The organism is Paraburkholderia sp. D15 (genome assembly GCF_029910215.1).
Taxonomy (GTDB): Bacteria; Pseudomonadota; Gammaproteobacteria; order Burkholderiales; family Burkholderiaceae; genus Paraburkholderia.
The window spans coordinates 2950908-2977521 of the sequence record NZ_CP110396.1 but is presented as its reverse complement, the minus strand read 5'-3'; the positions used below and the strand labels follow the sequence as shown (position 1 = coordinate 2977521).

The window sequence follows — 26614 nt, the reverse complement described above, 5'->3', positions numbered from 1 at the left end:
GAGCGCGACGTCATCGATGCGAAAGTGCCGGGTCATTTTTTCCGTCCACAACGAATGCCACGTATAAATGACGGATCGTGGCCCGGGTCGTCGCGGCTTGCCGCGTGCGTACCGGCATGCATCGCGCTTAGCGCGTTGATCGCCGCCGTCTCGCTGACGATCGGCGTGGCGAATGCGGCGAATGCGGCGAATGCGGCGAATGCGGCGAATGCCGCGAGTGCGATAACCACAGTCACGACCACAACCGCGAGCGGCAGCACTGCCGCCCCCGCCGCGACACCGCATCAACCCTCCTTCGCGCTCTACTACGGCAAGAATCCGCCGGTCGAATTGCTGTCTGCGTACGACGCCGTCGTGGTCGAACCCGACAGCGGTTTCAATCCGCTCGCGCACGCGCTGCCGCACACCACCTGGTTCGCCTACGCGAGCGTCGGCGAGGTATTGCCCTCGCGCGACTACTACGCGGCGTTGCCGAAGACCTGGCTCGCGGGTCACAACGAGGCGTGGGCTTCGCGCGTGATCGATCAGAGCCAGCCCGAATGGCCCGCCTGGTATGTGGAGCACGTGATCGCGCCGTTGTGGAATAAAGGCTATCGCGGCTTTTTCCTCGACACGCTCGACTCTTATCAACTGGTCGCCAAAACGGACGCGGATCGCGCGACTCAGCAAGCCGGCCTGATCGCCGTGATCCGCGCGATAAAACAGCGTTATCCGGATGCCAGACTGATCCTGAATCGCGGCTTCGAAATTCTGCCGCAAATTCACGACCTCGCTTATGCGGTCGCATTCGAGTCTTTATATCGCGGCTGGAATCAGGCTCAGCAACGCTATGTCGAAGTCCCGCAGGCCGATCGCGACTGGCTGCTCGGTCAGGCGAAAACGATCCGCGAGCAATATGGACTGCCGGCGATCTCGATCGACTATTGCCCGCCCGCCGACCGCGCGTGCACCCACGACGCCGTGACGAAAATCCGCGCGCAAGGCATCGTGCCGTACGTGACGGACGGGGCGCTCGCCACCGTCGGCGTGAGCGCGGTCGAACCGGTGAAGCGCCGCATCCTCGTGATCCAGGACCCGCCCGCGCGCACCGATCTGAACGTATCGCCCGGCGTGCGTTTTCTGGCGATGCCGCTGAACTATCTCGGCTACCGCATCGACTACGCCGACGCGCGCGCGCCGCTGCCGCAGGGCGATCTGCGCGAGCGCTACGCCGGCATCGTGCTGTGGATGAACAACGACGTGCCGCGCGCCAACGACTATCGCGCGTGGCTCTCAGCCCAGGTCGACGCGGGCATGCCGATCGCCGTGTTCACGTCGTTCGGCGCGCAGCTCGATCCCGCGCTCGCGCAGAAGCTCGACCTGCAGGTCGTACCGGGGCAGCCAGCCAACGGCAAGCTCGAAGTCGAATCGTTCGACCCAAAGCTGATGGGCTTCGAGATGAAGCCGCGCCCGGACCCGCACGACTACACCGCGGTGCGCGTCGGGCCGCATAGCCGCTCGCTGCTGCGGCTGCGCTCCGGCGACTTCGTGATCGATGGCGCGGCGCTCACGCCGTGGGGCGGCTACGCGATGCGGCCGTTCGGCGTGTTCGATCTCGGCGCGGTCAATCAGGCGCGCTGGGTCACGCAACCCATCGCGTTCCTGCAAGCGGCGCTGCGCCTGCCCGCCGACATGCCGGTGCCCGACACCACCACGGAAAACGGCCGCCGCCTGCTGATGTCGCATATCGACGGCGACGGTTTCGCGTCGCGCTCGGAGTTCGTCGATCACGGCACGCCGAACACCGACGCGTCGCCGCAATATTCCGGCGACGTGCTGTACCGGCTGCTGCGCGATTCGGGCATGCCGACCACGGTATCGCTGATCGAAGGCGAAGTCAGCGACGAAGGACCGTACAAGGCGTTCGCCGCGCATCTGCGCACGCTCGGCCGGCGCATCTTCGAACTGCCGAACGTGGAAGTGGCGACCCACACCTACACGCACCCGCTGCAATGGATGCGCGTGACCGGCCTCGGCATCTCGAACGACAAGGACGTGCCGACCGAGGGCGGCAGCCAGACCAGCAGCACCGGCCTGTCGATCGACATTCCGGGCTACCGCTTCAGCATCGACCGCGAGATCGGCGGCTCGATCGGCTACCTCGACAAACAGGTGTCCACCGCCGCCAAGCCGGTGCGCATGGTGCTGTGGAGCGGCGACTGCCAGGTGCCCGCGCCGGTGCTGAAGGCCGCGTACGAAGCCGGCGTGCTGAACATGAACGGCGGCGACACGCTGATGACGAAGAGCTACCCGAGCTGGACCGCGATCGCGCCGCTCGGCGTGATGAAGGACGGCTACTTCCAGGTGTTCGCGCCGAACCAGAACGAAGAGCTGTACACCGACCTGTGGCATGGACCGTACTACGGCTTCACGCGCGTGCTCGAAACCTTCGCGATGACCGATCAGCCGATCCGCTTCAAGCCGATGGACATCTACTACCACATGTTCTCCGGTACCAAGTTCGCGTCGGCCCAGGCGTTGCAGCAGATCTTCGACGCAGTGCTGCGCCAGCCGGTCAATCCGGTGTTCACCTCCGAATACGCGCGCAAGGTGCTGGACTTTCTCGACATGAGCATCGCGCGCGACGGCTCGCGCTGGGTGGTGCGCGACGCCGGTCAACTGCGCACCGTGCGTCTGCCGGCCGGCAAGGTGCCGGACATGGCGAGCGCGACCGGCGTGGCCGGCTATCTGCCCGGACCGGGCGGCACCTACGTGCATCTGACCGGCGGCGAGGCCAGCTTCGCCGTGATCGACGCGGCCGCCGCGCCGCGCGTGCCCTATCTCGCCGACGCCAACGGCCGCCTCGATCATTTCGAGCGCACGCCCGGCGGCTTTTCGTTCGACCTGCATTCGCGGATCGCGCCGCAATACCGCCTCGCCAATGCGGGCGCCTGCCGCGTGAGCCGCCGACCTCTTTCCAACGACGCCCACCACCTGCATGTCGACGTCGCCTGCGACACCTGAACGCCAACGGCTGTTTTCTCCAGCCGTGATCCTCGTGCTCGGCGCCTTGACGGCGCTGATGCTGGTGCTCGCCTATCCGCGCGAGAAGCTGGAGGCGCGCCTGCTCGGCGGCGTGAATGCCGACGGCCTGACCATCGCTTATCTGGAAGCGTGGCTGCGCATCGATCCCGACAATGCCGACGTGCTGTCCGAACTCACGCGCGAGTACCTGAAGGGGCAGCGGATCGCGGAAGCGTCGCGGATTCTCGACCGTCTGCAGCAATCGCGCGATCCCGCCGCGCGGCAAGGCGCACTGGCGATTCGCGTATCGATCGCACAGCAGCGCCTGTACGCGCTGAAGAACGACGACCCCGCGCGCGCGGCCCGCATGCGCGAGCTCGACGCGTTGCTGCGCGAGGCGGTCGATTACAGATGGGACAACGAGCAGCTTGCGCTGCTCGCGCGTCAGGCGCGCGGGCTGAACGACAGCGACCTGGCCGCGCGTTATTACCGGCAACTGGTGCAACGCGACCCGGCGCATGCGAGCGGCTGGCTGGTCGACCTCGCGCAGACGGAGCTCGGTAGCGGCCGCTACGCGCTGGCCGCCGACGCGTGGTTCGACGCGCAACGCCACGCCGGCGACCTCGACGAGCGGCGCGCACGTTTCATCGCCGGGGTGAAGGCCTTGCAGGCCGGCAACGATCCGGTTGCCGCGATTCAGGCCGCGAATGCGCATCTCGGCGACCTTGCCGACGATCCCGCCACGCTGCGCTATCTGGCCAATCTGGCGCTGGCCGCCGGGCGGCCGGATCTCGCCGAGCAGTATGTGAAGCGCCTGCTCAAGATGTCGGCGGTGGCGCCGGAAGGGCTGCGGCTAACGGCAATGAAATCGAAGGGGGATTCGGCTGCGCGTGTTGCCACCGGCCCATCAGCCGCATTGCTGAGGAGCGAGTCACCCACGACGCTGGCCGACGGCGCCACGGTCGACTATCGCGGCACGCACGGCGTCTGGCAGCGCGCGGCATGGTATCGGCTTGGGCCCGGGCCCGCGCATCGCGCGCGTGAATTGCGCCACGCCGTGCTGAGCTATAGGCCGTCCGATACGCTGAGCGAGCGCGGCCGTTTCATCCGGATCGCAGCGAGCACCACGTCGCCCACGCCGGCGACAACGACATCGGCAACAACACCGTCGGCGACGCCACCCGCTCCCGCTCCCGCCACCGCCTCGAACCCGGCCTCGGCCGCCCCCGCCGAAACCGACCACGAACTCGCGTACCGCGTGTTCCTCGCCAACGGCGACGTCGCGAACGCGCAGCGCATCGCCCAGGCCGCGCTCGACCAGGACCCGCGATCGGCGCTCTGGCGCGGCCGTCTCGCGCAGGTCGCGGAATGGAATCATCAGCCGCAGGTGGCGCTGCGCAATTACCTCGCGCTCGCGCAGACCGGCGGCGACGCCAATGCATGGCAGCAGGTCGCGCGGCTCGCGCCCGGCCTGAACGACAACGCGGCCGTACTGGCCGTCACGCTGCACCAGTCGGAACAGCAGCCTGACAACCTGAAACTGATCGACGCCGTGGTGTTCTCGTACGAACAGCTCGCCGATCCGGACAGCGCGCTGCGTTTCCTGCAAGCGCGCATGCACGGCGCGCAACGGCGCGCGGTGATGGAACGCTACGCGCTGCTCGCCGAACGCAAGGGCGACGACGACCTCGCGCTGCGCTCATGGCGCGATCTCGAACGCGAGTACGGTCCCAACGGCGCGTATGGCCTGAAGATCGCCACCCTGCTCTACACGCGCACGCAGTTCGATGCCGCGCTCGCCGCGATGAACGAAGCGAAGCCCGCGGCACCCAACACCGACGGCGACTTCTGGCGGTTCTACGCGCTGCTCGCCAACACGGTCCAGCATCCGCACGAGGCGAACCAGGGCTATCGCGAACTGATCGCCGGCGGCAAGGCCGATGCCGACGACTACGAAGCGATGACCGGCTTCTACAGCGATTCGCCGCTCGACGCCGGCCGCCTCGCCGAATTCGCGTACCGTCACGGCGGCCCGCCGCGCGCGTTGCCGCAGGCGCTCTACAACTATCAGCGGGCCCGCGCGTGGGGCCGGATTCGCGCGCTGCTCGCGTCGCTGTCGCCGGACGAACTCAAAGCGGCGGAACAGTCCGCGACCTTCCTGCTGGCGCGCGCCGACTACGAACGGCAGACCGGTTCGATCGACGACGCCGCGCGCGACATCAAACGAGCGGCCACGCTCGCGCCCGACAGCACCGAGGCCCGCGCCGCGTATCTGTGGATGCTGATCGATCGCGGCACCGACTACGATCTGCGCAACGCGATGCGTGCGTACGGCGGCGACGCCGACAACGACCCGCAACTGTGGGCGCCCTACGCGGCGGCATCGATGCGTCTCGGCGACGGCCGCGCGGCGCTGCACTATCTGCACAGGCAATCGGCGCAGGCCGCGCAGAGTCCGCTCTGGCGTCTGACCTACGCGGATGCACTGGAGTTGAACGGCCGCATCGACGAAGCGTGGCAATTGCGCCGCAACGTATGGCTCGAACTCGCGCGCCGCCGCCGCGATCCGCAGCACGCGCCCGCGCTGCCCGCCGCCGAGCAGGACGATCTGCGCGGCCGCTACGTCGCGCTGACCACGCTGTTCGACAACGGCGACCGCTCGCGCGCGGTGCTGATCGAGATGCTGCGCGCCGACCGCGCGGGGCAAACGGACCCGCAGACGGCGGCCACCTCCGAACTCGGCGACATCGGCATGCTGCCGCCCGCGAAGCAGGATGCGATCAGGAAGGAACGTCTCGTCTACACCGCCATCGCGCGCGAGGCGGCGATCTCGTGGGCACAGGTGCAGGACGCGTCCGACATGGAACGCGCGTGGCTGGAGAAACAGTACATCCAGCGCAGCACGCGGCCGGTGTATGCCGAAGCGCAACTGGCAATCAACGAAGGCGACGTCAACGAACTGTCGCGTCTGCTCGATACCTTGCCCGATCTGATTCCGCGGCAGAACAAGGTCGATGCGCAAACGCTGACCGGCCGCAATGCCGATGCGCAGACCACCGCGTTCGACTCGCTCACCAACCTGCCCAACGACAGCGTGATGCACGGCCAGCTGCACGACCGTCTGCTGAGCAACGCGCAGTCGGTCGCGCCCTCGGTGCGCTACAGCGACCAGGGGCCGTTGCGCTTCAGCGAGGAATCGATCACCGGCGGCGTGCGGCTCACGCCATCTCAGGCGTTGCAACTGCGTTATCGGGAACGCGATCAGACCACCGACGCCGGCTCGCTGCCCAACGCGCCAAAGCACGACCGCCTGCTCGAAGGCGTGTATTCGCACAAGGGGCAATACGACGAGGAGCACGTGATCGTCGGCCGCCGCGAGGCGTTGAAGGACTTCGTGACCGCGCGCGTGGAAGGCACTTATGCAGTGAACCCGAAACTCACGCTGACCTATGCGGCGGGTTACAACCAGGCGGCCACCGAAACCACGCAGCTGACGGTGGCGGGCGTGAAGGATCTTGCTTCGGTCGGCTTCAATTACCGGCTCGACTCGCACTGGTTCGGCGGCGGCCGTTACGAATACGACCGTTTCCACGGCCAGGACCGCTCGTCGCTCGGCGACGGTCACCTGGTCGAGTTGAACGCCGGCTACAAGATCAAGGCCGATTATCCGGACTACACCGTCCGCGTGGTGTTCTCGCACGGTCAGTACAGCGCCGACGGCACGCCGGGCGCCGCGCTGCAGAACATTCTGCCGGCCGGCACGAGCTTCAACGCGCAGGCCTTCATGCCGCAGACCTTCACGCAGGGCGGCCTGCTGTTCTCGTTCGGCGACGACCTGCCGGAGAACTACTCGAAGGGCTGGCGGCCGATGTTCTCCGCCGGGCCGCTGCGCGACTCGCGCGCCGGCTGGTCGGGCCAGGTGATGGCCGGCCTGGTCGGCAGTCTGTTCGGCGGCGATCAGGTGCTGATCTACGGTTTGTATCAAGGCGCGTCGTCGAATCATTCGACCTCGGTGAAGGAACTCGGCGCGCGTTATCAATGGCTGTACTAGAGGACTGGAGAGCAAGATGGATCAAGCAAAACAGAGTCGCAGAACCCAGCGGCCGCGCCTGCGTGCCGCGTTGCTGTCGATCGTGCTCGGCGCTGCGCTGGGCGCGACGCTCGGCGGTTGCTCGGTGATCGACCGCAGCACCGCGCCCGCGTTCTCGAAGAGCGACACGTGGGCGATCCTGCCGATCGCCAACAACACCGAGACGCCGCAGGCGGGCCAGCGTGCCGCGTCGATCGCGCAAAGCCTGCTGAGCGCATACGGTTACGCGAATCTCACGCGCTACCCCGCCAGCCCCGACGACGAAACGCTGTTCGATCCGGCCAAGCCCGACGCGCAGCAGAACGCGTTGAACTGGGCACGGCAGCAGAACGCCCACTACGCGCTGACCGGCGCGGTCAACGAGTGGCGCTACAAGGTCGGCGTGGACGGCGAGCCGGCCGTCGGCATCACGCTCGAAGTGCTCGACGTGCAAAGCGGCAAGGTGGTGTGGACCGGCACCGGCAGCCGCACCGGCTGGAGCCGCGACGCGGTGTCCGGCGTGGCGCAGAAACTCGAACGCGAGTTGCTGAGCCCGCTGGCGCGCTAACGGTTTGTCCTTCGACATCAGGAAGCCTTCGCCATGAACACGCGTGCTCCGGATCAACTGGCGTCGCCGTCGCGGCACAAACGCCGCCAGGCGCAAAGCGTCGGCGCGGGCTCGTGGTGGGCGCGCCTCGTCGCGCCGCCGCGCGGCTCGGTGCGCCGGCGCGCCGTCACCACGCTCGAATCGATCCTCGCGACGCTGCTCGCGATCGGCCTGTGCTGGCTGTTCCGGCCGCATAACCCGCTGCTGATCCACGTCGGCTTCGTGTGGATCTGGATCGTGCCGATGATCCTCGCGCTGCGCTACGGGTCGATCGCCGGCACGTTCTCGGGGCTGATCCTGCTGGCCGCGTGGTACGTGCTCTATCCGGGCGCCGATCCGGCCACGCTCGGTTCGATCGCGCACACGCTCGCCGAGCCGCAGGCGCAGACGCAGCCGTTTCCGGTCGGTTTCTTCTTCGGCGGCTTCGTGTTCACGCTCTTGTGTGGACAGTTCGGCGATGTCTGGATCACGCGCCTGGGCCAGGCGCGCATGGCCAACGACTACCTCGCCGAACGGCTCTCGATCCTCACGCGCAACCAGTTCCTGCTGCGGCTCTCGCACGAGCGTCTCGAACAGGATCTGCTCGGCCGCCCCGCGACGCTGCGCGATACGCTCGGCCGCATGCGCGCGGTCACGCTGACGCAGGACCCCGGCAACGCGCAGCGCGGCGTGGTCGATCTGCGCGGCGCGCAGCAGTTTCTCGATACCGCCGCGCAGGCGTGCCAGCTCGAAGGCGCGCGCCTCTACGCGTGGCGCGACGGCGCGCCGCACGCCGAAGCGGCCGCCTGGATCGGCACCGCATTCGAACTCGATGCACAGGACCCGCTGGTGCGCGAAGCGCTCGAAGCGCGCACGCTGGTTCACATCGAATCGCCGACCCAGCAGCAGGCCGCGCAAAGCCGCTACATCGCGTGCGTGCCGTTGATCGATGCGCTGAAGCAGCCGGTCGGTTTGCTGGTGATCGAACGCATGCCGTTCCTTGCATTGACGCGTGACAACCTGCAGTTCCTGCTGGTGCTGTGCAACTACTACGCGGACGGCGTGCAGCACGCCGAAGTCACGCGCGACACCTTGCAGGCGTTCCCCGATTGCCCGTACGACTTCGCGCTGGATTACGCGCGGCTCGTGCATCTGCATCGCGATACGAAGGTGCGCTCGTCGCTGGTCGCGCTGGTGTTCGACGACCGCACGACCAGCACCACCTGGTACGAACACGTGCTGCGCACGCGGCGCGCGCTCGACGTGCAGTGGGCGCGTCATCACGGCGGTCAGCGCGCGATCCTGACGCTGATGCCGCTGTCCGGCGAGGGATCGATCGACGGTTATCTGCTGCGGATCGAAGACAATCTGCGCGCGCAATACGGTGTCGACTTCGAGTCGGCGCGGATCGCCGTGCATGCGATGGTGATCGCCGACGCGGAACCGGTGGCCGCGTTGCGGAATCTGCTGGAGCGCTGCGATGCGCGCGTCTGACGCGAACGCCAACGCCGCACGGCCGGCGGGCGACGCAGACGCGGCGCGCGTGGAGGGATCGGGTTCGGGCAACGGCTCCGGCCCGGCCTCCGGTGACTCCCGTCCGCACGCCTCCGGCGCTCGTGCGTTGTCCGCGCTGCTCGCGGCCCTCGCCGCACTCTGCGGCATCGCGCTGCAAATCGCGGTGTTCGCACTCGCCACGCGCGGCGCGCCAGATCCGTCCGCGCAATGGCTCGGCACGCTGGCGACGGACGCCCCCTCCAGCGACGCCGCGCATCTGAACACGCACACGCTGCTGCTCTGCCTGCTTGTGCAGGCTCTCGCCGCGTTGCTCATCTCGTTCGCCATCGCGCGTGCGATGCCGCCGCGCTATCGCGCGCCGCGTCGTGGCCTGTTCGCCGCGCTGTGGTTCCTGAACTTCGCGGTGCCGGTCGGCGGCGTCGCGTGCACGCTTGGCGCGCTGGCCGTCGCGCGGATTCTGCCGCGCCCCGCCGATCGCCCGCCGGTGGTTCAGGTCGAGGAGCCCGAGTTCGCCGCCAACCTGATCGGCAACGTGTCGTACGGCCGCGGCGCGCGTCTGAAGGCCGAGTTGCAGAACGCCGACGCCGGCACCGCGTTTCGCATGACCGCATTGCTCGCCATGCAGTCGATGCCCGCGCGCACCGTCTCGCCGTTGCTGCAAGGCATGCTGGCCGATCCGCTGGACGACATCCGCCTGCTCGCGTACGGCATTCTCGACAACCGCGAGAAGGCGCTCACGCAGCGGATTCTCGTCGAGCGGCCGAAGCTCGATCGCAAGCTGCACCCCGAGCTGAACGACAGCGACCGCCGCCGCGCGAACAAGACGCTCGCCGAGTTGTACAGCGAACTGATCTACGAACACCTCGTGACCGGTGACGTCTACCGCAACGCCGCCGATCAGGCCGACGGTTTCGCCGTCGCGGCGCTCGACGCCGATCCCGACGACGCGTCGCTGTGGCGTCTGCGTGGCCGCCTCGCGCTCGACCGGCGCGAACTCGACGACGCCGACACGATGCTGCAACGCGCGATCGACTGCGGGTTCCCGCGCGAACGGATGCTGCCGTATCTCGCCGAAGCCGCCTATCTGCGCCGCGATTTTGCACGCGTGCGTCGGTTGCTCGGCGAGATGGACAGCCATGCGGGCGGCTCGACGCTGCACGCGGTGCTGGCGTTCTGGCAGGGACGCGAATCGCGCGACGCCCCCGATCCGCGCGTGCTGCAAGTGGCCGAACTGGCGCACGGCGGCGCTGCTCGATCCGCTTCCGCTTCTGCTACCGCTACCGGCGCCCACGCGCCGAAGACCGGCGATGCATCCCGCGCCGCGCGCGACGGCACGCCGCCGTCAGGCTCCTCGTCGAGACGCTCATCATGACTGCATCCAGAACCGCGAATCCCGCGGCTCAGAACACCAACGCGAACACCAACGTTGCGGCCTCGCCAACCTCGATCAAGCTACCGCGCGCCGCGCGCGCCGATATCGCGCTGCTGCTCGAAGGCACGTTTCCGTATGTAAGCGGCGGCGTGTCGAGCTGGGTCAACCAGATCATCCGCGCGTTTCCGGAGTACTCGTTCGCGCTGTGCTTTCTCGGCAGCCGCCCGCAGGACTATCCGAAGATGTCGTACGCGCTGCCCGACAACGTCGTGCATCTGGAGAATCACTACCTGTACGACTTCGCGCCGCCGCCGCTGATCCATCACCAGGCGGGCGACCCCGCCGCCTTCATGCAGGCCGGCCAGATGCACGACAAGCTGCGCAATCCGGCCATGCGTCAGGCGGCCGGCCGCATGCTCAAGGACATGCTCGACGATCTGCGCCCCGGCGGCGCACTCGGCGAAGAAGCATTCCTGTATTCGAAGGAGTCGTGGACCTATCTGACCGACCAGTACCGGCAGTTCTGCACGGACCCGTCGTTCGTCGATTATTTCTGGACCGTGCGCATCATGCACAAGCCGCTGTGGCAACTGGCGCGGATCGCCGAGGGGCTGCCCACGGTGAAGATGTTCCATACGGTATCGACCGGTTACGCGGGTTTTCTCGGTGCGCTGCTGCGCTATCGGCACGGGCGTCCGCTGCTCGTCTCCGAACACGGCATCTACACGAAGGAACGCAAGATCGATTTGTTCCAGAGCCAGTGGATTCGCGACAACCGCAGCATTTTCGAGCGCGACGTCTCGCAGATCGGCTATTTCCGCGACCTGTGGGTGCGCTTCTTCGAAACGCTCGGCCACGTGTGCTACGACGCAGCCGAGGACATCATCGCCCTGTACGAAGGCAACCGGCGGCGGCAGATCGTCGACGGCGCGCCCGAATACAAGACCGCCAATATTCCGAACGGCGTAAACCTGCCGCGGCTCGCGCCGTTGCGCGCGCAACGCGGCGCGCAGGTGCCGAAGACGCTGTGCCTGATCGGCCGCGTGGTGCCGATCAAGGACATCAAGACCTTCATCCGCGCGATGCTGACCGTGGTGCGCCAGATGCCCGAGGCCGAAGCGTGGATCGCCGGCCCCGAGGACGAGGACGAGTCGTACGCGAACGAATGCCGCGCGCTGGTCGAGAGTCTGGGCTTGCAGGACAAGGTGAAGTTTCTCGGCTTCCAGAAGATCGACGAATTGCTGCCCAGGTGCGGCGTGCTGGTGCTGAGTTCGATTTCCGAGGCGCTGCCGCTCGTCGTGCTCGAAGGTTTCGCGGCGGGCGTGCCGTCGGTGACGACGGATGTCGGTTCGTGCCGTCAGTTGATCTACGGTCTCGATGGCGAAGACGCGGCGCTCGGCGCGGCCGGCCGCGTGGTGCAGATTGCCGATCCGCGCGCGCTCGCCGAGGCCGCGCTCGATCTGCTCGACGAGGACAACTGGCACGCCGCGCAGAAAGCGGGGATCGCACGCGTCGAGCGGTTTTACACGCAGGATCAGATGGTCGGTTCGTATCGCGAGCTGTATGCGCGGCTCACCGCGCAGGCCGATCTCGACGATGCGGCGCAAAGTGCGGCGCCGGCGGCTCCGGCCGCGTCGTGACACGGCCGCGCGGTCGAACCGCGACCTGTGCGTGTGCGTGTGCGTGCGCGTGCGTGGAACGCCGCTGATTCGACGCAATACACACGCTAAACGCAACACGCCAGTCAAACGCTTTACAAACGGAACGCATTGCCATGGCCGGAATCGGGTTCGAACTGCGCAAGATGCTCCGCCGCAATACGCTGCTGGGGCTGATGCAGGCTTATACGTACGCGGGGCTGATCGGCGCGGGCCCCTGGGTGCTGTCGATCGTCGGGATTCTGCTGATCGGCGTGCTCAGTCTGCCGTTCGTGCTGCCCACGGGGCTTATCACGCAGTTCCAGGTGTCGGTCACGTATCTGATTTCGCTGTCGCTGATTCTGACCGGCCCCTTGCAGCTCGCATACACGCGCTTCACGTCCGACCGTCTGTTCGAGAAGCGCGACGACCTCGTGCTGCCGAACTATCACGCGGTGGCGTTCGTCGTCACGGTGGCCTCGGCGGTGCTCGGCGCGCTCGCCGTCGTGCTGCTGTTTCCGCAGCAGACCGTCGCCTACCGCCTGCTGATGCTGGCCGGCTTCGTGGTGATGAGCAACATCTGGATCGCGACGATTTTTCTGTCGGGCATGAAGCAGTATGTGTCGATCATCGTCGTGTTCTTTATCGGCTACTCGTTCACGACGATTGCCGCGCTCGCGCTGAACCGCTATGGATTGACGGGGCTGCTGTCGGGCTTCGTGAGCGGCCAGACGATCCTGCTGGTCGGCCTGCTCTCGCTGATCTATCGCGACTACCGCAGCGATCATTTCATTTCGTTCGAGGTGTTCTGGAAGCGATACCGTTATCCGTCGCTGATGTTGACCGGCTTGCTGTACAACCTCGGGATCTGGGTCGACAAGTTCATGTTCTGGTACTCGCCGGGGACGGGTCAGCCGGTGATCGGGCCGTTGCGTGCGTCGATCATTTACGACATTCCCGTGTTTCTCGCGTACCTCGCGATCATTCCGGGCATGGCGGTGTTTCTGATGCGCATCGAGACCGACTTCGTCGAGTATTACGACGCGTTCTACGATGCGGTGCGCGAAGGCGCGTCGCTGCAGCATATTGAACGCATGCGCAACGCGATGGTGGAGGCGCTGCGTAACGGCATCTGGGAGATCATCAAGGTGCAGACCATCGCCGCGATGATGCTGTTCGCCGCCGGCACCGTGCTGCTGTCGTGGCTGAAGATATCGACGCTGTATCTGCCGCTGCTGTATATCGACGTGATCGCCGCCAGCATGCAGGTCGTGTTCATGGGCACGATCAACGTGTTCTTCTATCTCGACAAGCGCAAGATCGTGCTGTGTCTGGTGGCGGGCTTCGTCGCGCTGAACGTGATTTTCACGGCGATGACGCTGGCGTTGAATCCGGCTTTCTATGGCTATGGATTTGCGGGCGCGTTGCTGGTGGTCGTGCTGGCGAGCCTGTATCTGCTGGATCGTAAATTGGAGTCGCTAGAATACGAGACCTTCATGCTCCAGTGAGGGCGGCTTTGAGGTCTGCTTCTCGCGATGACACCACCCGATAATTCGCCCCGCACTTCGACACCCCGTTCGACCCATCGCGCGCGGACGAGCGCGGCCAACTCGCTGTTCGCTTTTCTGAAGGCATTGCCGCTCGGCGAGCGGCTGATTGAGGGCGGCCTCATGGCCGTGCAGGCGGTGGCCGGCGCCAGTCTCGCCTTCGCGATCGGCCGCGCGCTGCATACCGAGCAGGCGTTCTGGGCCGCGATTACCGCGATCGCGGTCAGTCAACATAGCTATATCGACACGCGCAATCTGTCGCGCGACCAGTTCATCGGCGCGATGGTCGGCGGACTGTGCGGGCTCGTGGGCGCGTTGGCCGGCGGCGGATATTTCGCGGCTTATGCGGCGACGGTCGGCGTGGCGATCGTCGTGTGCTGGGTGTTGAACGTGGGCAGCGCGGCGCGGCTCGGTGGTATCACCGCGACCATCATGCTGCTGGTGCCCGGGATGGGGCCGCCTTGGGACAAGGCGCTGCTGCGGTTGGGGGAAGTGACCTTGGGAACGGTGTGCGCGCTGTTGATGGCGTGGGCGATGGGGAAGGTTGGGCGGAAGTGGTTTGGGGAGGTGGAGGACGTTAAGAATTGACGCGCACGCCGCTCAACGCGGAACAGTTTGCCGGTAATGACGGAAGGTGCGGTAACCGAAGAAGGTGAGAGTTCCGGTCAGGATGGTGAAAACCAGCCAGTAAAGAAGGAAAGACAGCATTTCCATATCGTCCGGATTCGCCAGATCGTCGTTACCGGTGATCGACAACGCGAAGCGTATGAAGCTGTCGATGAAATCGGGCATGTTGAACGGCAACAGGCTGAAGAGACAGGTCAGATACCATCCGCCAATCACGGCGATGACCACCAGCACTGCGATCAGTAATAGTTTGATGGTGATTTGTCTGGTCATCGTTGATTCGAGTGGTTGCGTCCGGCTCACTCGCTTTGCCCCTTTTCGTCCCCCTCCTCCCGCCGACGCCGATACCGCCCAGGCGTCACGCCGACGCTCTGCTGAAACGCCTTGCCGAACGCCGCTTCCGACTGATAGCCGACCATCTCGCCGACCTCGGCCGCGCTGCGCTGCGTGCGGCGCAGAAGATCGCACGCGATCGTCATGCGGATCTGCGTGAGGAAATCCATCACCGTCATGCCCGCGCGCTCGTTGAAGTGACGCGCGTAGGTCGCACGCGACATTGCCGCGACGTCCCCCAGTTCCGCGATGGTCCATGCGCGTTCCGGCGCGTTCAGCATGCTTTGCACCGACGCGCCCAGACGTGCGTCGGCGAGCAGCGTCAACACGCCGGAGCCCGACGCGTTGCGTTCGCCGTGCACACGCAAGGCCATGGTGAACAGCGCGTGGCTCAATGCGGTGACGATGGCGAGCGCGCCGGGTTGCCGTCGTTCCGCTTCGGTGCGCATCAGGTCCGTCACGGTTTGCAACGAGTCCAGCGCTTGCGTGCCTTCGAGCGAGACGTGGAATGGATCGGGCAACGCGTTCAGCAGCAACGCGGATGAGCCTGGCGCGTAGAGAAAGCGGCCACACAGGAGGTCGACATCGGCCGCGCGAGTGTTGGTGGTTTCATGGTTGGCGCTGGCTTTTGAGTTGCCGTTGCTTTTACCGTTACCGCTTTGCCGCACCGGCAGCATGCCGTCGTGACTCTGCGTGATCGGCGTCGTCACGCTGGACCTCGCCACGTCCCGCACGCGATGCGCGGCGCCGCGTGGAAACAGCACGAAATCGCCAGTACGCAAGGGCAACTCCGTGCCGTCGTCGGCCTCGATCAGACAGGCGCCGCCGAGCACCAGATGAAACGGCGCGATGCCCGCCTCAAGCGGCCCGTGATCGATGTCGAAGCCGCCCGACAGCAGGCAGCGCAAGTCCAGGCTTGCCTGCGGCCGGGCCAGATCGAGCAGTCGGCTAAGCATGTCCATGAGACGATCCCGCTAAAAGTTGAGCGAAACGAGTATTCAGGATATCGCGGCGCGGCGCAATACTTGTCTCACGACGCCGGCACCCGCCGACGCGCAACAGACCAAGGAGCACTGCCATGTTGAACTGGATCGAGTATCGCAAGGAATTGTTCGGCCGTATCGGCGAGATCGGCAAGCTGTCGCCGGATACGCTCAAGGCGTATCAAACGATGTCGGGCGCCGGTCAGAAAACCAACCTGCTCGGCGCGAAGACGCGCGAGTTGATTGCGCTGGCCGCCGCGGTGAGTTTGCGCTGTGACGGTTGTATTTCCGTGCACACCGCCGAGGCGCTGAAGCACGGCGCGACGCGCGAGGAAATCGCCGAGGCGCTGGGCGTCGCGGTGGCGATCAATGCGGGCGCGGCGATGGTTTATTCGGCGCGGACGATGGATGCGGTGGCGGCTTATGCGCAGGATGCGGTGGAAGCGGTGAAGTAGCCGGCCGCCGTTAGTGCTGGAAATTGGGATTTTCTGCCAGGAACGGTCGCGTGTCTGATAAGGCACGCGACCGTTTTCGTTTGTGACGGTTGTTGACGGTTTGCGGTGCGACAAGCGCGAATTGTCGCATCCATTTTCTCGTGGTCGACAAAGTGACGCGAGTCCGTTGTGGTCGGACTTCTCCGCGGAAGTGAAGTGCCTCAACACATAAGGACCCACGACCGACAGCGCATATCCTCAGTTAACACGACCCACAGCGTATAGACGGTTCGATTCAATTGCCTGGAATCGCCTCCTCCTGATCCTTTGGAGGCAACCCATGCCGGTGTCCTGCTCTTTCCGTCTCAACGGTCAACGCATGTCTGTCTTACTCTGCCCAGGTCTTGGTGGAATCGCTGCTTTCTCAGGTGACGGCATCTATGTTGACGACCCGAGCGCGACAGCGAAAAAAGATGAGGGGCCGCTTCCAGCCGGAACTTATTTCATCGTCGACAGGGAGAGCGGCGGCCGTTTAGGTTGGTTGCGCGATACGATTGCGAATACTTTTACACATACCAGCCGTAGCGGGTGGTTCGCCCTTTATCGAAACGACGGTCTGATCGACGACTACACATATATCAACGGCGTTCTGCGTGGAGAGTTTCGTCTGCATCCTGCCGGCCGCACTAACCAAAGCAAGGGATGTATAACGGTGCACAACCGATTTCAATTTGAAAAACTTAGAACATTTCTGAAGTCACAACCACGGGCCGTTATTCCTGGAACTAACATCAGCTATTACGGAACAGTCAACGTGCGATGAAATCCTTCCTGATCAAACTCGTTCTATCCGTCGCGTTGACCATCCCGATTGGCTGGACGCTAGGCTTCTTTGACTGGTTCTGGGCACTTGCGCAAAGCCCAGCAGGACATTGGGTACTCGCCCAGGCGTCGAGACCATTCGATCTGGTCGACGGCGAGCGCGCCGACGATCCCCTCGTGCTAGTCATGCTGGTTTTGAGTTTTGCCATCGCAGTGCTGGCAGTGTGGAGCGCGCCCATTGCGATACGTGCGTTTCGCCGTGCACGCGAGCGAAAAAGTTAATCATCGGGAGACTAATCTCACAGGAGAAGCCGCACGCACCCGCAGCTTCTCCCTCACCATCCTCAACTCCCGTGCCGCGCTTCCTCCAGCTGCTTGCGCCGCACTTCCCCCTGCCGCTCCAGCATCCACCCCGGATACTCCGCCGGCAACGTGCTGACCCGATCGAGTTTCGTCAGCTCATCGGCGGACAGTTCGACCGACGTGGCCGCGATATTGTCGTCGAGCTGTTCGACCTTCTTCGCGCCGACGATCACCGACGTCACCACCGGCTGATGCAACAACCACGCAAGCGCGATCTGCGCGACCGAGACGCGCTTCGCTTCAGCGATCTCGCGCATCACGTCGATGCAGTCATACGCGCGCTCGCGGTTGACCGGCGGAAAGTCGAACGTCGTGCGACGGCTACCCGCCTCGCCCTGTTGCTCACGTCCATACTTGCCGCTCAATAGCCCGCCCGCGAGCGGACTCCAGACCATCAACCCGAGCCCTTCGCTTTGCAGCATCGGCACGAGTTCGCGTTCGAGGTCGCGCCCCGCCAGCGTGTAATACGCCTGCAGCGTTTCGAACCGCGCCGCGCCCAGCCGCTCTGCGATACCGAGCGCCTTGACGATCTGCCACGCAGCCCAGTTCGATACGCCGACGTAACGCACGTGCCCGTGCTGCACCAGCGTGTCGAGCGCACGCACGGTTTCCTCGATCGGCGTCGCCGGATCGAAACCGTGGATCTGATACAGGTCGACGTGATCGAGTTGCAGACGTTGCAGACTCGCCTTCACGCCGTCGATGATGTGATAGCGCGACGCACCGCGCGCGTTCGCAAACTCGCCGGTCTGGCCGAACACCTTGGTGGCGACCACAACCTGGTCGCGCGGCACTTTCAGGTTTTTCAGCGCCTGACCGGTGATCTGTTCGGAGAGACCGCCGGCATACACGTCGGCGGTATCGATGAAATTGATGCCCGCGTCGAGCGAGCGGCCGACCAGCCGCTCCGCGTCGGCTTGCTGGAGATCGCCGATCTGTTTCCAGATGCCGTCGCCGCCACCGAACGTCATCGTGCCCAGACACAGTTCTGAAACAAAAATCCCGGTACGGCCTAACTGGTTGTAACGCATCGTCGAACTCCATCGTGGTTGGGGGATGGGTGAGGCGTAGAGAGTACTGCAATTGATGCAAGTCGGCAGGGAGCGCGGCAGCCGGCGACAGTTCGTTAAAACCCTGTTCCCGCTTCCCAAACACGCCCCCAAGAAAATCTGCCAGACTGCCCCCAACACCACCACCCCACGCCAACCGTCCAGCGACTCTGGATATGCCACGCCGAGCCCCCATCTACGCAGGCATGACTTCGGAACCGACCACCGCCGCGCCCGACGCGGCCAGAACCCGCAAGAAGCCGCGCAAGGCGGCGTCGGCGGCGGGCATGTCCGCGCCCTTAACCACGCTAGCCGCGGTAGCCACAGTAGCCGCCCCCACCGCCACCGCAGCGCTCGACACCTTCCACCCCGCCGTCGCCAACTGGTTCCTGAAAACCTTCCCAGCCCCCACCGGTGCGCAGGCCGCCGCATGGCCTCCCATCCGTCACGGCCGCTCGACCCTGGTCGCCGCCCCGACCGGCTCCGGCAAAACCCTCACCGCCTTCCTCTCGGCGCTCGACGACCTCGTCCAGCAAGGCCTCGCCCACGGCGGCGCCCTACCCGACGAAACCCTGGTGGTCTACGTCTCCCCGCTGAAGGCGCTCTCCAACGACATCCGCATCAACCTGCAAACGCCGCTGGCAGGTATCGCCGCCGAACTCGCCGCGCTCGGCCTGCCGCCGCTCGACATCCGCACCGCGGTCCGTACCGGCGACACGACCCAGCAGGAACGCAACGCGATCAGAAAACGCGCGCCGCACATCCTCGTCACCACGCCCGAATCGCTGTACGTGCTGCTCGGTTCGGACTCCGGCCGCCGCATGCTCTCGACGGCGCGCACGGTGATCGTCGATGAAATCCACGCGCTCGCGAACAGCAAACGCGGCAGCCATCTCGCGCTCACGCTCGAACGGCTCGACGCGTTATGCGGCCGCCGTCTGCCGCGCATCGGCCTGTCGGCCACGCAGAAGCCCGTGAGCGCGGTCGCGCGTTTCCTCGTCGGCGGCGCGAGCCTCGACAGCGACCAGCAAGCCGATTGCGCGATCGTCGATGTCGGCCATGTCCGCGAACGCGATCTCGCGCTGGAACTGCCGCCCGTGCCGCTCGAAGCGGTGATGCCCAACGAAGTGTGGGAGCGCGTCTACGACCGTCTCGCCGAACTCGTCGCGATGCATCGCACCACGCTGATCTTCGTCAACACGCGCCGCATGGCAGAACGCGCCGCGCGTCATCTGACCGAGCGGCTCGGCAAGGAAGCGGTCGCCGCGCACCACGGCAGCCTCGCGAAGGAACATCGCTTCGACGCGGAACAGCGTCTGAAGCGCGGCGAGCTGCGCGTGCTGATTGCGACGGCCTCGCTGGAACTGGGCATCGATATCGGCGACGTCGATCTGGTCTGCCAGATGGGTTCGCCGCGCGCGATCGCGCCGTTCCTGCAACGCGTTGGACGCTCGGGCCATCACGTCGGCGGCATGCCGAAGGGGCGGCTGTTTCCGACCTCGCGCGACGATCTGATCGAATGCGCGGCGCTGCTCGACTGCGTGCGGCGCGGCGAACTCGACGCGCTGCGAATCCCGCGCGCACCGCTCGACGTGCTCGCGCAGCAGATCGTCGCCGAAGTGTCGAACGCCGAATGGAGCGAAGACGCGCTGTTCGACCTGATCCGCCGCGCCGCGCCCTACGCGGACCTCGCGCGCGACCAGTACGACGCCGTGCTGCGCATGCTCGCCGAGGGCTACACGGGCCGCAACGGCCCGCGCGGCGCCTACGTGCACCGCGACGTGGTGAGCGGCACGCTGCGCGGCCGGCGCGGCGGCAAGCTGGTCGCCGTCACGTCGGGCGGCACGATCCCCGAAAACGCGGATTACGCGGTGGTGCTCGAACCGCAGGCGCTCAACATCGGCACGGTCAACGAAGACTTCGCGGTCGAAAGTCTCGCCGGCGACGTGTTCCAGCTCGGCAACGCGTCGTATCGAATTCTGCGGATCGAGAGCGGCCGCGTGCGCGTCGAGGACGCGCAAGGCCAACCGCCGAACATCCCGTTCTGGCTCGGCGAAGCGCCGGGACGCAGCGACGAATTGTCGTTCGGCGTCGCGCGGCTGCGGGAACAGATCGATGGGCTGCTGGATGTGCCGGGCAACGTAGAAGACGCGAACGAAGCAACCGCCCCGCAACCCACTTCTCTCGACCGCGCGATCCATTGGCTCGAAACCGCGCTCGGTCTGAACACGGACGCCGCGCAACAGATTGTCGATTACCTCGCCCGCGCCCGGTCCGCGCTCGGCGTCCTGCCGACTCAAAACGCCCTGGTGATGGAGCGCTTCTTCGACGAATCCGGCGGCACCCAGCTCGTGATTCATGCGCCGTTCGGCAGTCGCGTGAACCGCGCGTGGGGACTCGCGCTGCGCAAGCGCTTCTGCCGCACCTTCAATTTCGAGCTGCAGGCGGCCGCCACCGAAGACGCGATCGTGCTCTCGCTGACCGGCAGCCATTCGTTCGTGCTCGACGACGTGTGGCGCTATCTGCATTCGAACAGCGCCGAATATCTGCTGATCCAGGCGCTGCTCGACGCGCCGCTGTTCGGCGTGCGCTGGCGCTGGAACGCGACCACCGCGCTGGGCCTGCCGCGTTACACGGGCGGCCATAAAACCGCGCCGCAGTTGCAACGCATGCGCAGCGAGGATCTGCTCGCGAGCGTGTTTCCGGAGCAGGCCGCGTGTCTGGAGAACATCGTCGGCGAACGCGAATTGCCGCGCCATCCATTAGTCGACCAGACGGTCGACGATTGCCTGCACGAGGCGATGGACAGCGACACGTGGCTCGCGCTGCTGCGCCGTATCGAACAGGGCGACGTGCGGCTGATCGCGCGCGACCTGCCCGCGCCGTCGCCGCTCGCCGCCGAAATCCTCACCGCGAAACCGTACGCGTATCTCGACGACGCACCGATCGAGGAGCGCCGCACGCAGGCCGTGCAGAATCGCCGCTGGAGCGATCCGGAAAGCGCCGGCGACCTTGGCGCGCTCGACCCCGACGCGATCGACAGCGTGCGCGACGAAGCATGGCCGCAAGCGCGCAGCCTCGACGAAATGCACGAGGCGTTGACGGGTCTCGCGTGCGTGACCGAGGCCGAAGCCGAAACCGAAACCAAAACCGACACTACGACGGACGCCGAGGCAAACACGCAGGCGCAGTGGCCCGCATGGCTCGCTTCGCTAGCCGCATCGGGCCGCGCGACACGTCTTCAGGTCGATGCGGACACCGCCCTCTGGCTGCCCGCCGAGCGCCTGACCTGCTTCCAGGCGCTCTACCCCGACGCGGATGCGACCCGCTACACGCCCTCCATCGCCGCACCCAAAGGCTTTGCCGACACATGGACCGCCGACGACGCGCTCGTCGACGTCCTGCGCGCCCGCCTGACCGGCTTCGGCCCGCTACCGGTCGAGACCATCGCGAAGCCCTTGGGTTTGCCGGCGGCGTCGGTCGAACGCGCGCTCGTTCGTCTCGAAGCGGAAGGCTATGTGATGCGCGGCCGCTTCACGCCGCATGCCGGCAACGACGAATGGTGCGAACGCCACCTGCTCGCGCGGATTCATCGCTACACGGTGAAACGGCTGCGCCGTGAAATCGAGCCGGTGGAACGACACGATTTCATGCGCTTCCTGTTCGCCTGGCAGCATCTGACGCCGGACACGCGCGGCGAAGGCCGCGACGCGCTGGCCGCCGTGCTCGAACAGATGGAAGGTTTCCAGGCCGCCGCCGGCGCGTGGGAAGACGACCTGCTGCCCGCACGCGTGAAGGCCTATTCCAACACTTCGCTCGACGAACTATGCCGCGCCGGCAAGATCGTCTGGACCCGTCTGACCGACCGGCCCCGCAGCGCCGCCGGTCCCGTGCGCAGCACGCCGATCGTGCTGCTGCCGCGCGCGCAGGTGCGCGTCTGGAGCGCGCTGATCGACGGATCGAAACCGATGGAACTGTCGGCGCGCGCGCAAAGCGTGTACGACGCACTCGCCCGGCACGGCGCGATGTTCTTCGACGAATTGCTGAGCGAAGTCCGTGTGCTGCGCATGGAACTGGAGAACGCATTAGGCGAACTCGTCGCGGCCGGCCTGGTGAATTCGGATAGCTTTGCCGGCTTGCGCGCGTTGCTGAAGCCGGTCGCGAAACGCCACGCGTTCGCGAGCAACCGGCGCTCACGCGCGAGCGCATTGATCGGAGGAATGGACGATGCGGGGCGCTGGGCGCTGGTGAGCCGCCCCGGGACGACCCCACTGCCGCCCACCCCGGAACGCCGCCGGCAATTGCCGCCCGACGTGCTCGAACACGTCGCGATGACCTTGCTGCGCCGCTACGGCGTGGTGTTCTGGCGTCTGCTCGAACGCGAAGCCGACTGGCTGCCGCCATGGCGCGATCTGCTGCGCGTGCTGCAACGGCTCGAAGCGCGCGGCGTGATTCGCGGCGGCCGCTTCGTGAACGGCCTTGCGGGCGAACAATTTGCATTGCCCGAGGCCATTCCCGTCTTAAGGGAAACGCGCCGTCATGCGAACGATGGTGCTTTTATGTGTGTCGCCGGCACCGATCCGTTGAATCTGGCTGGGACTTTGCTCGTCGGCGAACGCGTGCCGGCCGTGGCCGGCAATCGCGTGCTGTATCGCGACGGCATCGTGGTCGCGACGCTGGTGGCGGGCGCCTTCTGGTTCGCACCGCCGCTGGCGGACGACCCGGTCGAGCGGGAGCGGGCACGCAGCTGGCTAGCGAGGAAGTTCTAGATTTCATGGACCGCCTTGCCAGGACGTCGCATAAAACATCGAAGCAATTTTGAAGCAAGCCTAAAGACGATGGACCATTAGCCCGTTATTGTTTATAAGCCCGAATAGCAGCCGCTTCGCTACAATGAGGCCAGTCTTAAGTATGATGAAGACTGTATGCCGCCTCCCGCCTTCACGCGGCCACCGGCACACATCGCCCGGGGATCACATGAATGACGACCAACACGACCAGGTGCTTTTTGCGCAGTTCGGCACAAGCAGCCCATGCTGGCGTCTGTCGACCGACAGCAACGCGCTCGAACTCACGCCCGTCACCGGCGAAGTGCCCGCCAATGTCGCCATTCCGCTGAATCCTCAACAAGCGTCGCAAATCCGCTGCCTGACCGGCATTACCTCGCATATGGTGGTCGACGTGCGCCTGTTCGGCGAACCGTTGCGTCTGCATCTGGTCGGCAAGAAAATCAGCGGCAATACCTGGGCCGGTACGGCCTGCGCGTACGACGACACCGAATCGGTCGCGCGCGATCTGATGCACGGCCTGTCGTTCGCGGAACAGGTCGTGTCCGAAGTGAATTCGGTCGTCGTGATCGTCGATAAGCACGGCCGGATACAGCGTTTCAATCGGCTCGCCGAAGAACTCACGGGCGTCAAGGAAGAACAGATCGTCGGCCGCAACGTGTGGGCGCTGTTCATGTCCAGTGAAGACGGCGCGGCCTCCAGCCAGAACATTGCCGGTTTCTTCAATCGCGGCGTGTCGTATGAAGTCGAACGCAAAGTTAAAACGGTGCACGGCGAACGGCTGTTTCTGTTCCGCAATAAGTTCGTGCATAGCGGCAGCGGCGTCGAGGAACAATTCCTCATCTGCTCGGGCACGGACATCACCGAGGAACGGCTCGCGCAGGAACGTCTGATCGAACTGGCCAATACCGACGGGCTCACCGGTCTCGCGAATCGCAACGCGATCCAGGACAAGATCCGCGTCGCGATCGAGGAAACGGCGCCCGGCGAGGAAGTCGGCATCCTGTTCCTCGATCTCGACAACTTCAAGAAGGTCAACGACCACTACGGTCACGTGTTCGGCGACCGGCTGATCCAGGACGTGTCCTCGGCCATCGCCACCTGCCTGAACGAGGGCGACGTGCTCGCGCGTCTCGGCGGCGACGAGTTCATCGTGCTGGCGGCCAAAGGCACCGCGCACGAACTCGAAGGCACCGCGCAGCGCATTCTCGAACGTCTGCGCACGCCGTTCGCGCTGGGGCTCATCGAGGTCTACACCGGCTGTTCGATCGGCATCGCCCGCTATCCGGAGCATGGCGACAGTCTCGAATCGCTGATCCGTTCCGCCGACACCGCGATGTACGTCGCCAAGGACGAAGGCAAACGCACGCATCGCGTGTTCTCGCCGGACATGAACCGCCGCGTCGCCGAGTTCATGTGGCTCGACACCAATCTGCGGCGCGGGCTCGACGAAGGCCAGCTGACCTTGCATTACCAGCCGAAGCTCTCGCTCGCCACCGGCGTCGTGCAAGGGGCCGAGGCGCTGGTGCGCTGGAATTCACCGGAACGCGGGCAGATCATGCCGACGGAATTCATCCGGTATGCCGAGGAATCCGGGCTGATCGGCGTGCTCGGCCGCTGGGTCATGAATACCGCCGCCAAACAGGCCGCGCAATGGAAAGCGGCCGGCTTCAATCTGCGTATCGCGATCAACGTGTCGGCGCGGCAACTGGCGGACACCGCCGTGGTGCGCCACTTCACCGAGGCGCTGCGCAACGCCGATCTCGACCCGTGCCTGATCGATCTCGAACTGACCGAAAGCTGCCTGATCGAAGACGAAGCGGCGGCGCTCGAACTCATCAAGCAGTTCCGGCTGCTCGGCGCGCAGGTGCATCTGGACGACTTCGGCACCGGCTATTCGTCGCTGTCGCAACTGGGCCGGATTCCGCTCGACCTGATCAAACTCGACCGCAGTTTCGTGCGCTCCATCAACACGGACACCAAGGCGCAGGCGCTGGTGCGTTCGATGGTCGCGGTGGCTCAGGAGCTGAACCTGAAGGTGGTCGCCGAAGGCATCGAGAATGAAGCGGAAGAGGTGTTCATGAAAGGGCTCGGCGTCGACTACGTGCAGGGCTTCATGTACGGTCAGGCCATGCCGGCCGCCGAATTCGAACGCTGGCTGCAGGACCGGCAGAAGCTCAGGTTGATCGCCTGAGCTTCCGCCGCGTTTCAGGCAAAGTTCGCCGCGCTCGAAGCCGTCTGCCGCAGATTCGACGTGCGCCGGTTTTGCAGCGTCACCAGCCGCTCCATGAACGCGAGGTCCTTCTCCTCGATCGTGAAGGCGGCGTCCACCCAGTCCTCGGTAATCTCCATCAATTCCGCCCGCGAGAGTTGCAGCACGCGCTGACGCGCGCGCAGCATCGCGCGGATGCCGTTCATTTTCGGCTTGAGCGTATCGATGAAGGTGCGCGTGGCCAGATAAGCGTCGCCGGGTTCGAACACCTGATCGACGAGACCCTTGGCGTAGTGCCATTCCGCCGTATGCGATTCCCCCACGCCGATCAGTTCCTCGGCGAGCCGCATGCCGGCCTTGCGCGCGACCAGCGAATACCCGCCCATGCCGGGAAACAGGTTAAACGCGATCTCCGGGAAACCCAGACGCGCATCGCTTTGCGCGAGCAGGAAGTGATGCGCGAGCGCCGCCTCGAAGCCCCCGCCGAGCGCGGTGCCCTCGACCATCGCGATCGATATCGCACCGGTGTCGAAGCCGCGCGCCGCCGCATGCACGCAATCGACACAGGCGCGCGCATAGGCCACCAGCGCCTGACGCCGGCCGGCGCGGATCGTCTCCGCGAAAAAATCGAGGTCGCCGCCGACGTTGTACATCGACGGAATCAGTGAGCCTGTCACCCAGAAATCGATCTGCAATCCCGACTCTCGTGCCGCCTGCGCGAGACCGAGAATGTCGTGCACCAGATCGAGGTTGAAGCAGGGTCGTGGTTGCGCGCGCAACATCATCCACATGACGTTGCGTCCTTCTTCGTAGTACGCCGAGATTTGCGACAGGTTGCCGGCTTCGATGAACGGCCGGCAGGCGTGGTGGCTATGCAGATTCATTTTGAGCGGTCCTTTAAGGTTAAACACTGGTAATGCAATGCGAGCCTAAAGCAGACCTGAAGCGGATGGGTGCGGCGTTACCAACAGATGAATGCAGTCGTCTATTGAATTTACGGAAGATGGCGTCTGGCCGACGACGTGCACGGTCCACGCACGATGACGAACGCGCAAAACGATTGCGCACGGAAGATGGGCGACGTTGCACCGCCGATGAGCGTCGCGCCGCGAATCGAGCGCGGAACAGGCGGAGGGCAAAAAGACAAAGGGCAAAAGACAAAAAGGCCATGCCCTGGCCGAATGGGAGTGAAAAAGAAAGAGCGCCCGCTTAAGTCATCCATTCGAAAATGGTGACTGGCGGGCGCTCGAATTTCGAATTTCGAATGGCGGCGCA

17 protein-coding genes are annotated in these 26614 nt (G+C 65.4%); 13 read left to right on the top strand and 4 right to left on the bottom strand.

All coding sequences use genetic code 11. The annotated features are described in order from the left end of the window. The first annotated feature begins 135 nt into the window (after positions 1 to 135). From LFL96_RS33050 to LFL96_RS33015, 8 genes are all read left to right on the top strand, one after another. Positions 136 to 3003, top strand: coding sequence for a bifunctional glycoside hydrolase 114/ polysaccharide deacetylase family protein (locus LFL96_RS33050; RefSeq protein ID WP_281002095.1), 2868 nt, complete (start codon positions 136 to 138; stop codon positions 3001 to 3003). Further along, positions 2978 to 7054, top strand: coding sequence for a tetratricopeptide repeat protein (locus tag LFL96_RS33045; protein ID WP_281002094.1), 4077 nt, complete (start codon positions 2978 to 2980; stop codon positions 7052 to 7054). Before LFL96_RS33050 ends, LFL96_RS33045 begins: the two co-directional genes overlap by 26 nt. 16 nt (positions 7055 to 7070) lie before the next feature. Next, positions 7071 to 7640: a penicillin-binding protein activator LpoB gene (locus LFL96_RS33040; RefSeq protein ID WP_281002093.1), complete on the top strand. Its 570-nt coding sequence runs from the start codon at positions 7071 to 7073 to the stop codon at positions 7638 to 7640. A gap of 33 nt (positions 7641 to 7673) precedes the next feature. Beyond that, positions 7674 to 9152 (top strand): PelD GGDEF domain-containing protein, encoded by a 1479-nt coding sequence (locus tag LFL96_RS33035; RefSeq protein WP_281002092.1) that lies wholly within the window; start codon positions 7674 to 7676, stop codon positions 9150 to 9152. Next, positions 9139 to 10545: a sugar ABC transporter permease gene (locus tag LFL96_RS33030; protein WP_281002091.1), complete on the top strand. Its 1407-nt coding sequence runs from the start codon at positions 9139 to 9141 to the stop codon at positions 10543 to 10545. The genes LFL96_RS33035 and LFL96_RS33030 overlap by 14 nt, the downstream gene beginning before the upstream one ends. Further along, the gene (gene pelF / locus LFL96_RS33025) at positions 10542 to 12185 is read left to right on the top strand and encodes a GT4 family glycosyltransferase PelF (protein WP_281002090.1); all 1644 of its coding nucleotides are present in this window, start codon (positions 10542 to 10544) and stop codon (positions 12183 to 12185) included. The genes LFL96_RS33030 and pelF overlap by 4 nt, the downstream gene beginning before the upstream one ends. A 134-nt stretch (positions 12186 to 12319) precedes the next feature. Further along, entirely contained in the window at positions 12320 to 13690 is a 1371-nt protein-coding gene (pelG, locus tag LFL96_RS33020; RefSeq protein ID WP_281002089.1) for an exopolysaccharide Pel transporter PelG, read from the top strand. A 27-nt stretch (positions 13691 to 13717) separates the two neighbouring features. After that, the gene (locus tag LFL96_RS33015) at positions 13718 to 14317 is read left to right on the top strand and encodes an FUSC family protein (RefSeq protein WP_281002088.1); all 600 of its coding nucleotides are present in this window, start codon (positions 13718 to 13720) and stop codon (positions 14315 to 14317) included. 12 nt (positions 14318 to 14329) lie between these two features. On the opposite strand, the gene LFL96_RS33010 is transcribed toward LFL96_RS33015, so the two are convergent. Together LFL96_RS33010 and LFL96_RS33005 are read right to left on the bottom strand one after the other, a co-directional pair. After that, positions 14330 to 14629, bottom strand: a complete 300-nt coding sequence (locus LFL96_RS33010; RefSeq protein WP_281002087.1) for a hypothetical protein — start codon at positions 14627 to 14629, stop codon at positions 14330 to 14332. Between the two features lie 26 nt (positions 14630 to 14655). Then, positions 14656 to 15651 (bottom strand): AraC family transcriptional regulator, encoded by a 996-nt coding sequence (locus tag LFL96_RS33005; RefSeq protein WP_281002086.1) that lies wholly within the window; start codon positions 15649 to 15651, stop codon positions 14656 to 14658. A 116-nt stretch (positions 15652 to 15767) separates the two neighbouring features. Here LFL96_RS33005 and LFL96_RS33000 point away from each other — a divergent pair, with 116 nt between their 5' ends. From LFL96_RS33000 to LFL96_RS32990, 3 genes are all read left to right on the top strand, one after another. Continuing rightward, positions 15768 to 16127, top strand: coding sequence for a carboxymuconolactone decarboxylase family protein (locus LFL96_RS33000; RefSeq protein WP_281002085.1), 360 nt, complete (start codon positions 15768 to 15770; stop codon positions 16125 to 16127). 319 nt (positions 16128 to 16446) lie between these two features. Next, the gene (locus tag LFL96_RS32995; protein WP_281002084.1) at positions 16447 to 16929 is read left to right on the top strand and encodes a DUF2778 domain-containing protein; all 483 of its coding nucleotides are present in this window, start codon (positions 16447 to 16449) and stop codon (positions 16927 to 16929) included. Continuing rightward, on the top strand, positions 16926 to 17210 hold the full coding sequence (locus LFL96_RS32990; RefSeq protein ID WP_281002083.1) for a hypothetical protein: 285 nt from the start codon (positions 16926 to 16928) through the stop codon (positions 17208 to 17210). Before LFL96_RS32995 ends, LFL96_RS32990 begins: the two co-directional genes overlap by 4 nt. A gap of 62 nt (positions 17211 to 17272) precedes the next feature. On the opposite strand, the gene LFL96_RS32985 is transcribed toward LFL96_RS32990, so the two are convergent. Next, positions 17273 to 18322, bottom strand: a complete 1050-nt coding sequence (locus LFL96_RS32985) for an aldo/keto reductase (RefSeq protein ID WP_281002082.1) — start codon at positions 18320 to 18322, stop codon at positions 17273 to 17275. Between the two features lie 224 nt (positions 18323 to 18546). Here LFL96_RS32985 and LFL96_RS32980 point away from each other — a divergent pair, with 224 nt between their 5' ends. Both LFL96_RS32980 and pdeR read left to right on the top strand, forming a co-directional pair. Beyond that, positions 18547 to 23109 (top strand): DEAD/DEAH box helicase, encoded by a 4563-nt coding sequence (locus tag LFL96_RS32980; protein WP_281002081.1) that lies wholly within the window; start codon positions 18547 to 18549, stop codon positions 23107 to 23109. A 208-nt stretch (positions 23110 to 23317) separates the two neighbouring features. Beyond that, the gene (pdeR, locus tag LFL96_RS32975; protein WP_281002080.1) at positions 23318 to 25321 is read left to right on the top strand and encodes a cyclic di-GMP phosphodiesterase; all 2004 of its coding nucleotides are present in this window, start codon (positions 23318 to 23320) and stop codon (positions 25319 to 25321) included. A gap of 14 nt (positions 25322 to 25335) precedes the next feature. Here the strand turns inward: pdeR and LFL96_RS32970 are convergent, their stop codons facing one another. Beyond that, positions 25336 to 26223 (bottom strand): crotonase/enoyl-CoA hydratase family protein, encoded by an 888-nt coding sequence (locus LFL96_RS32970; RefSeq protein WP_281002079.1) that lies wholly within the window; start codon positions 26221 to 26223, stop codon positions 25336 to 25338. Positions 26224 to 26614: the final 391 nt, after the last annotated feature.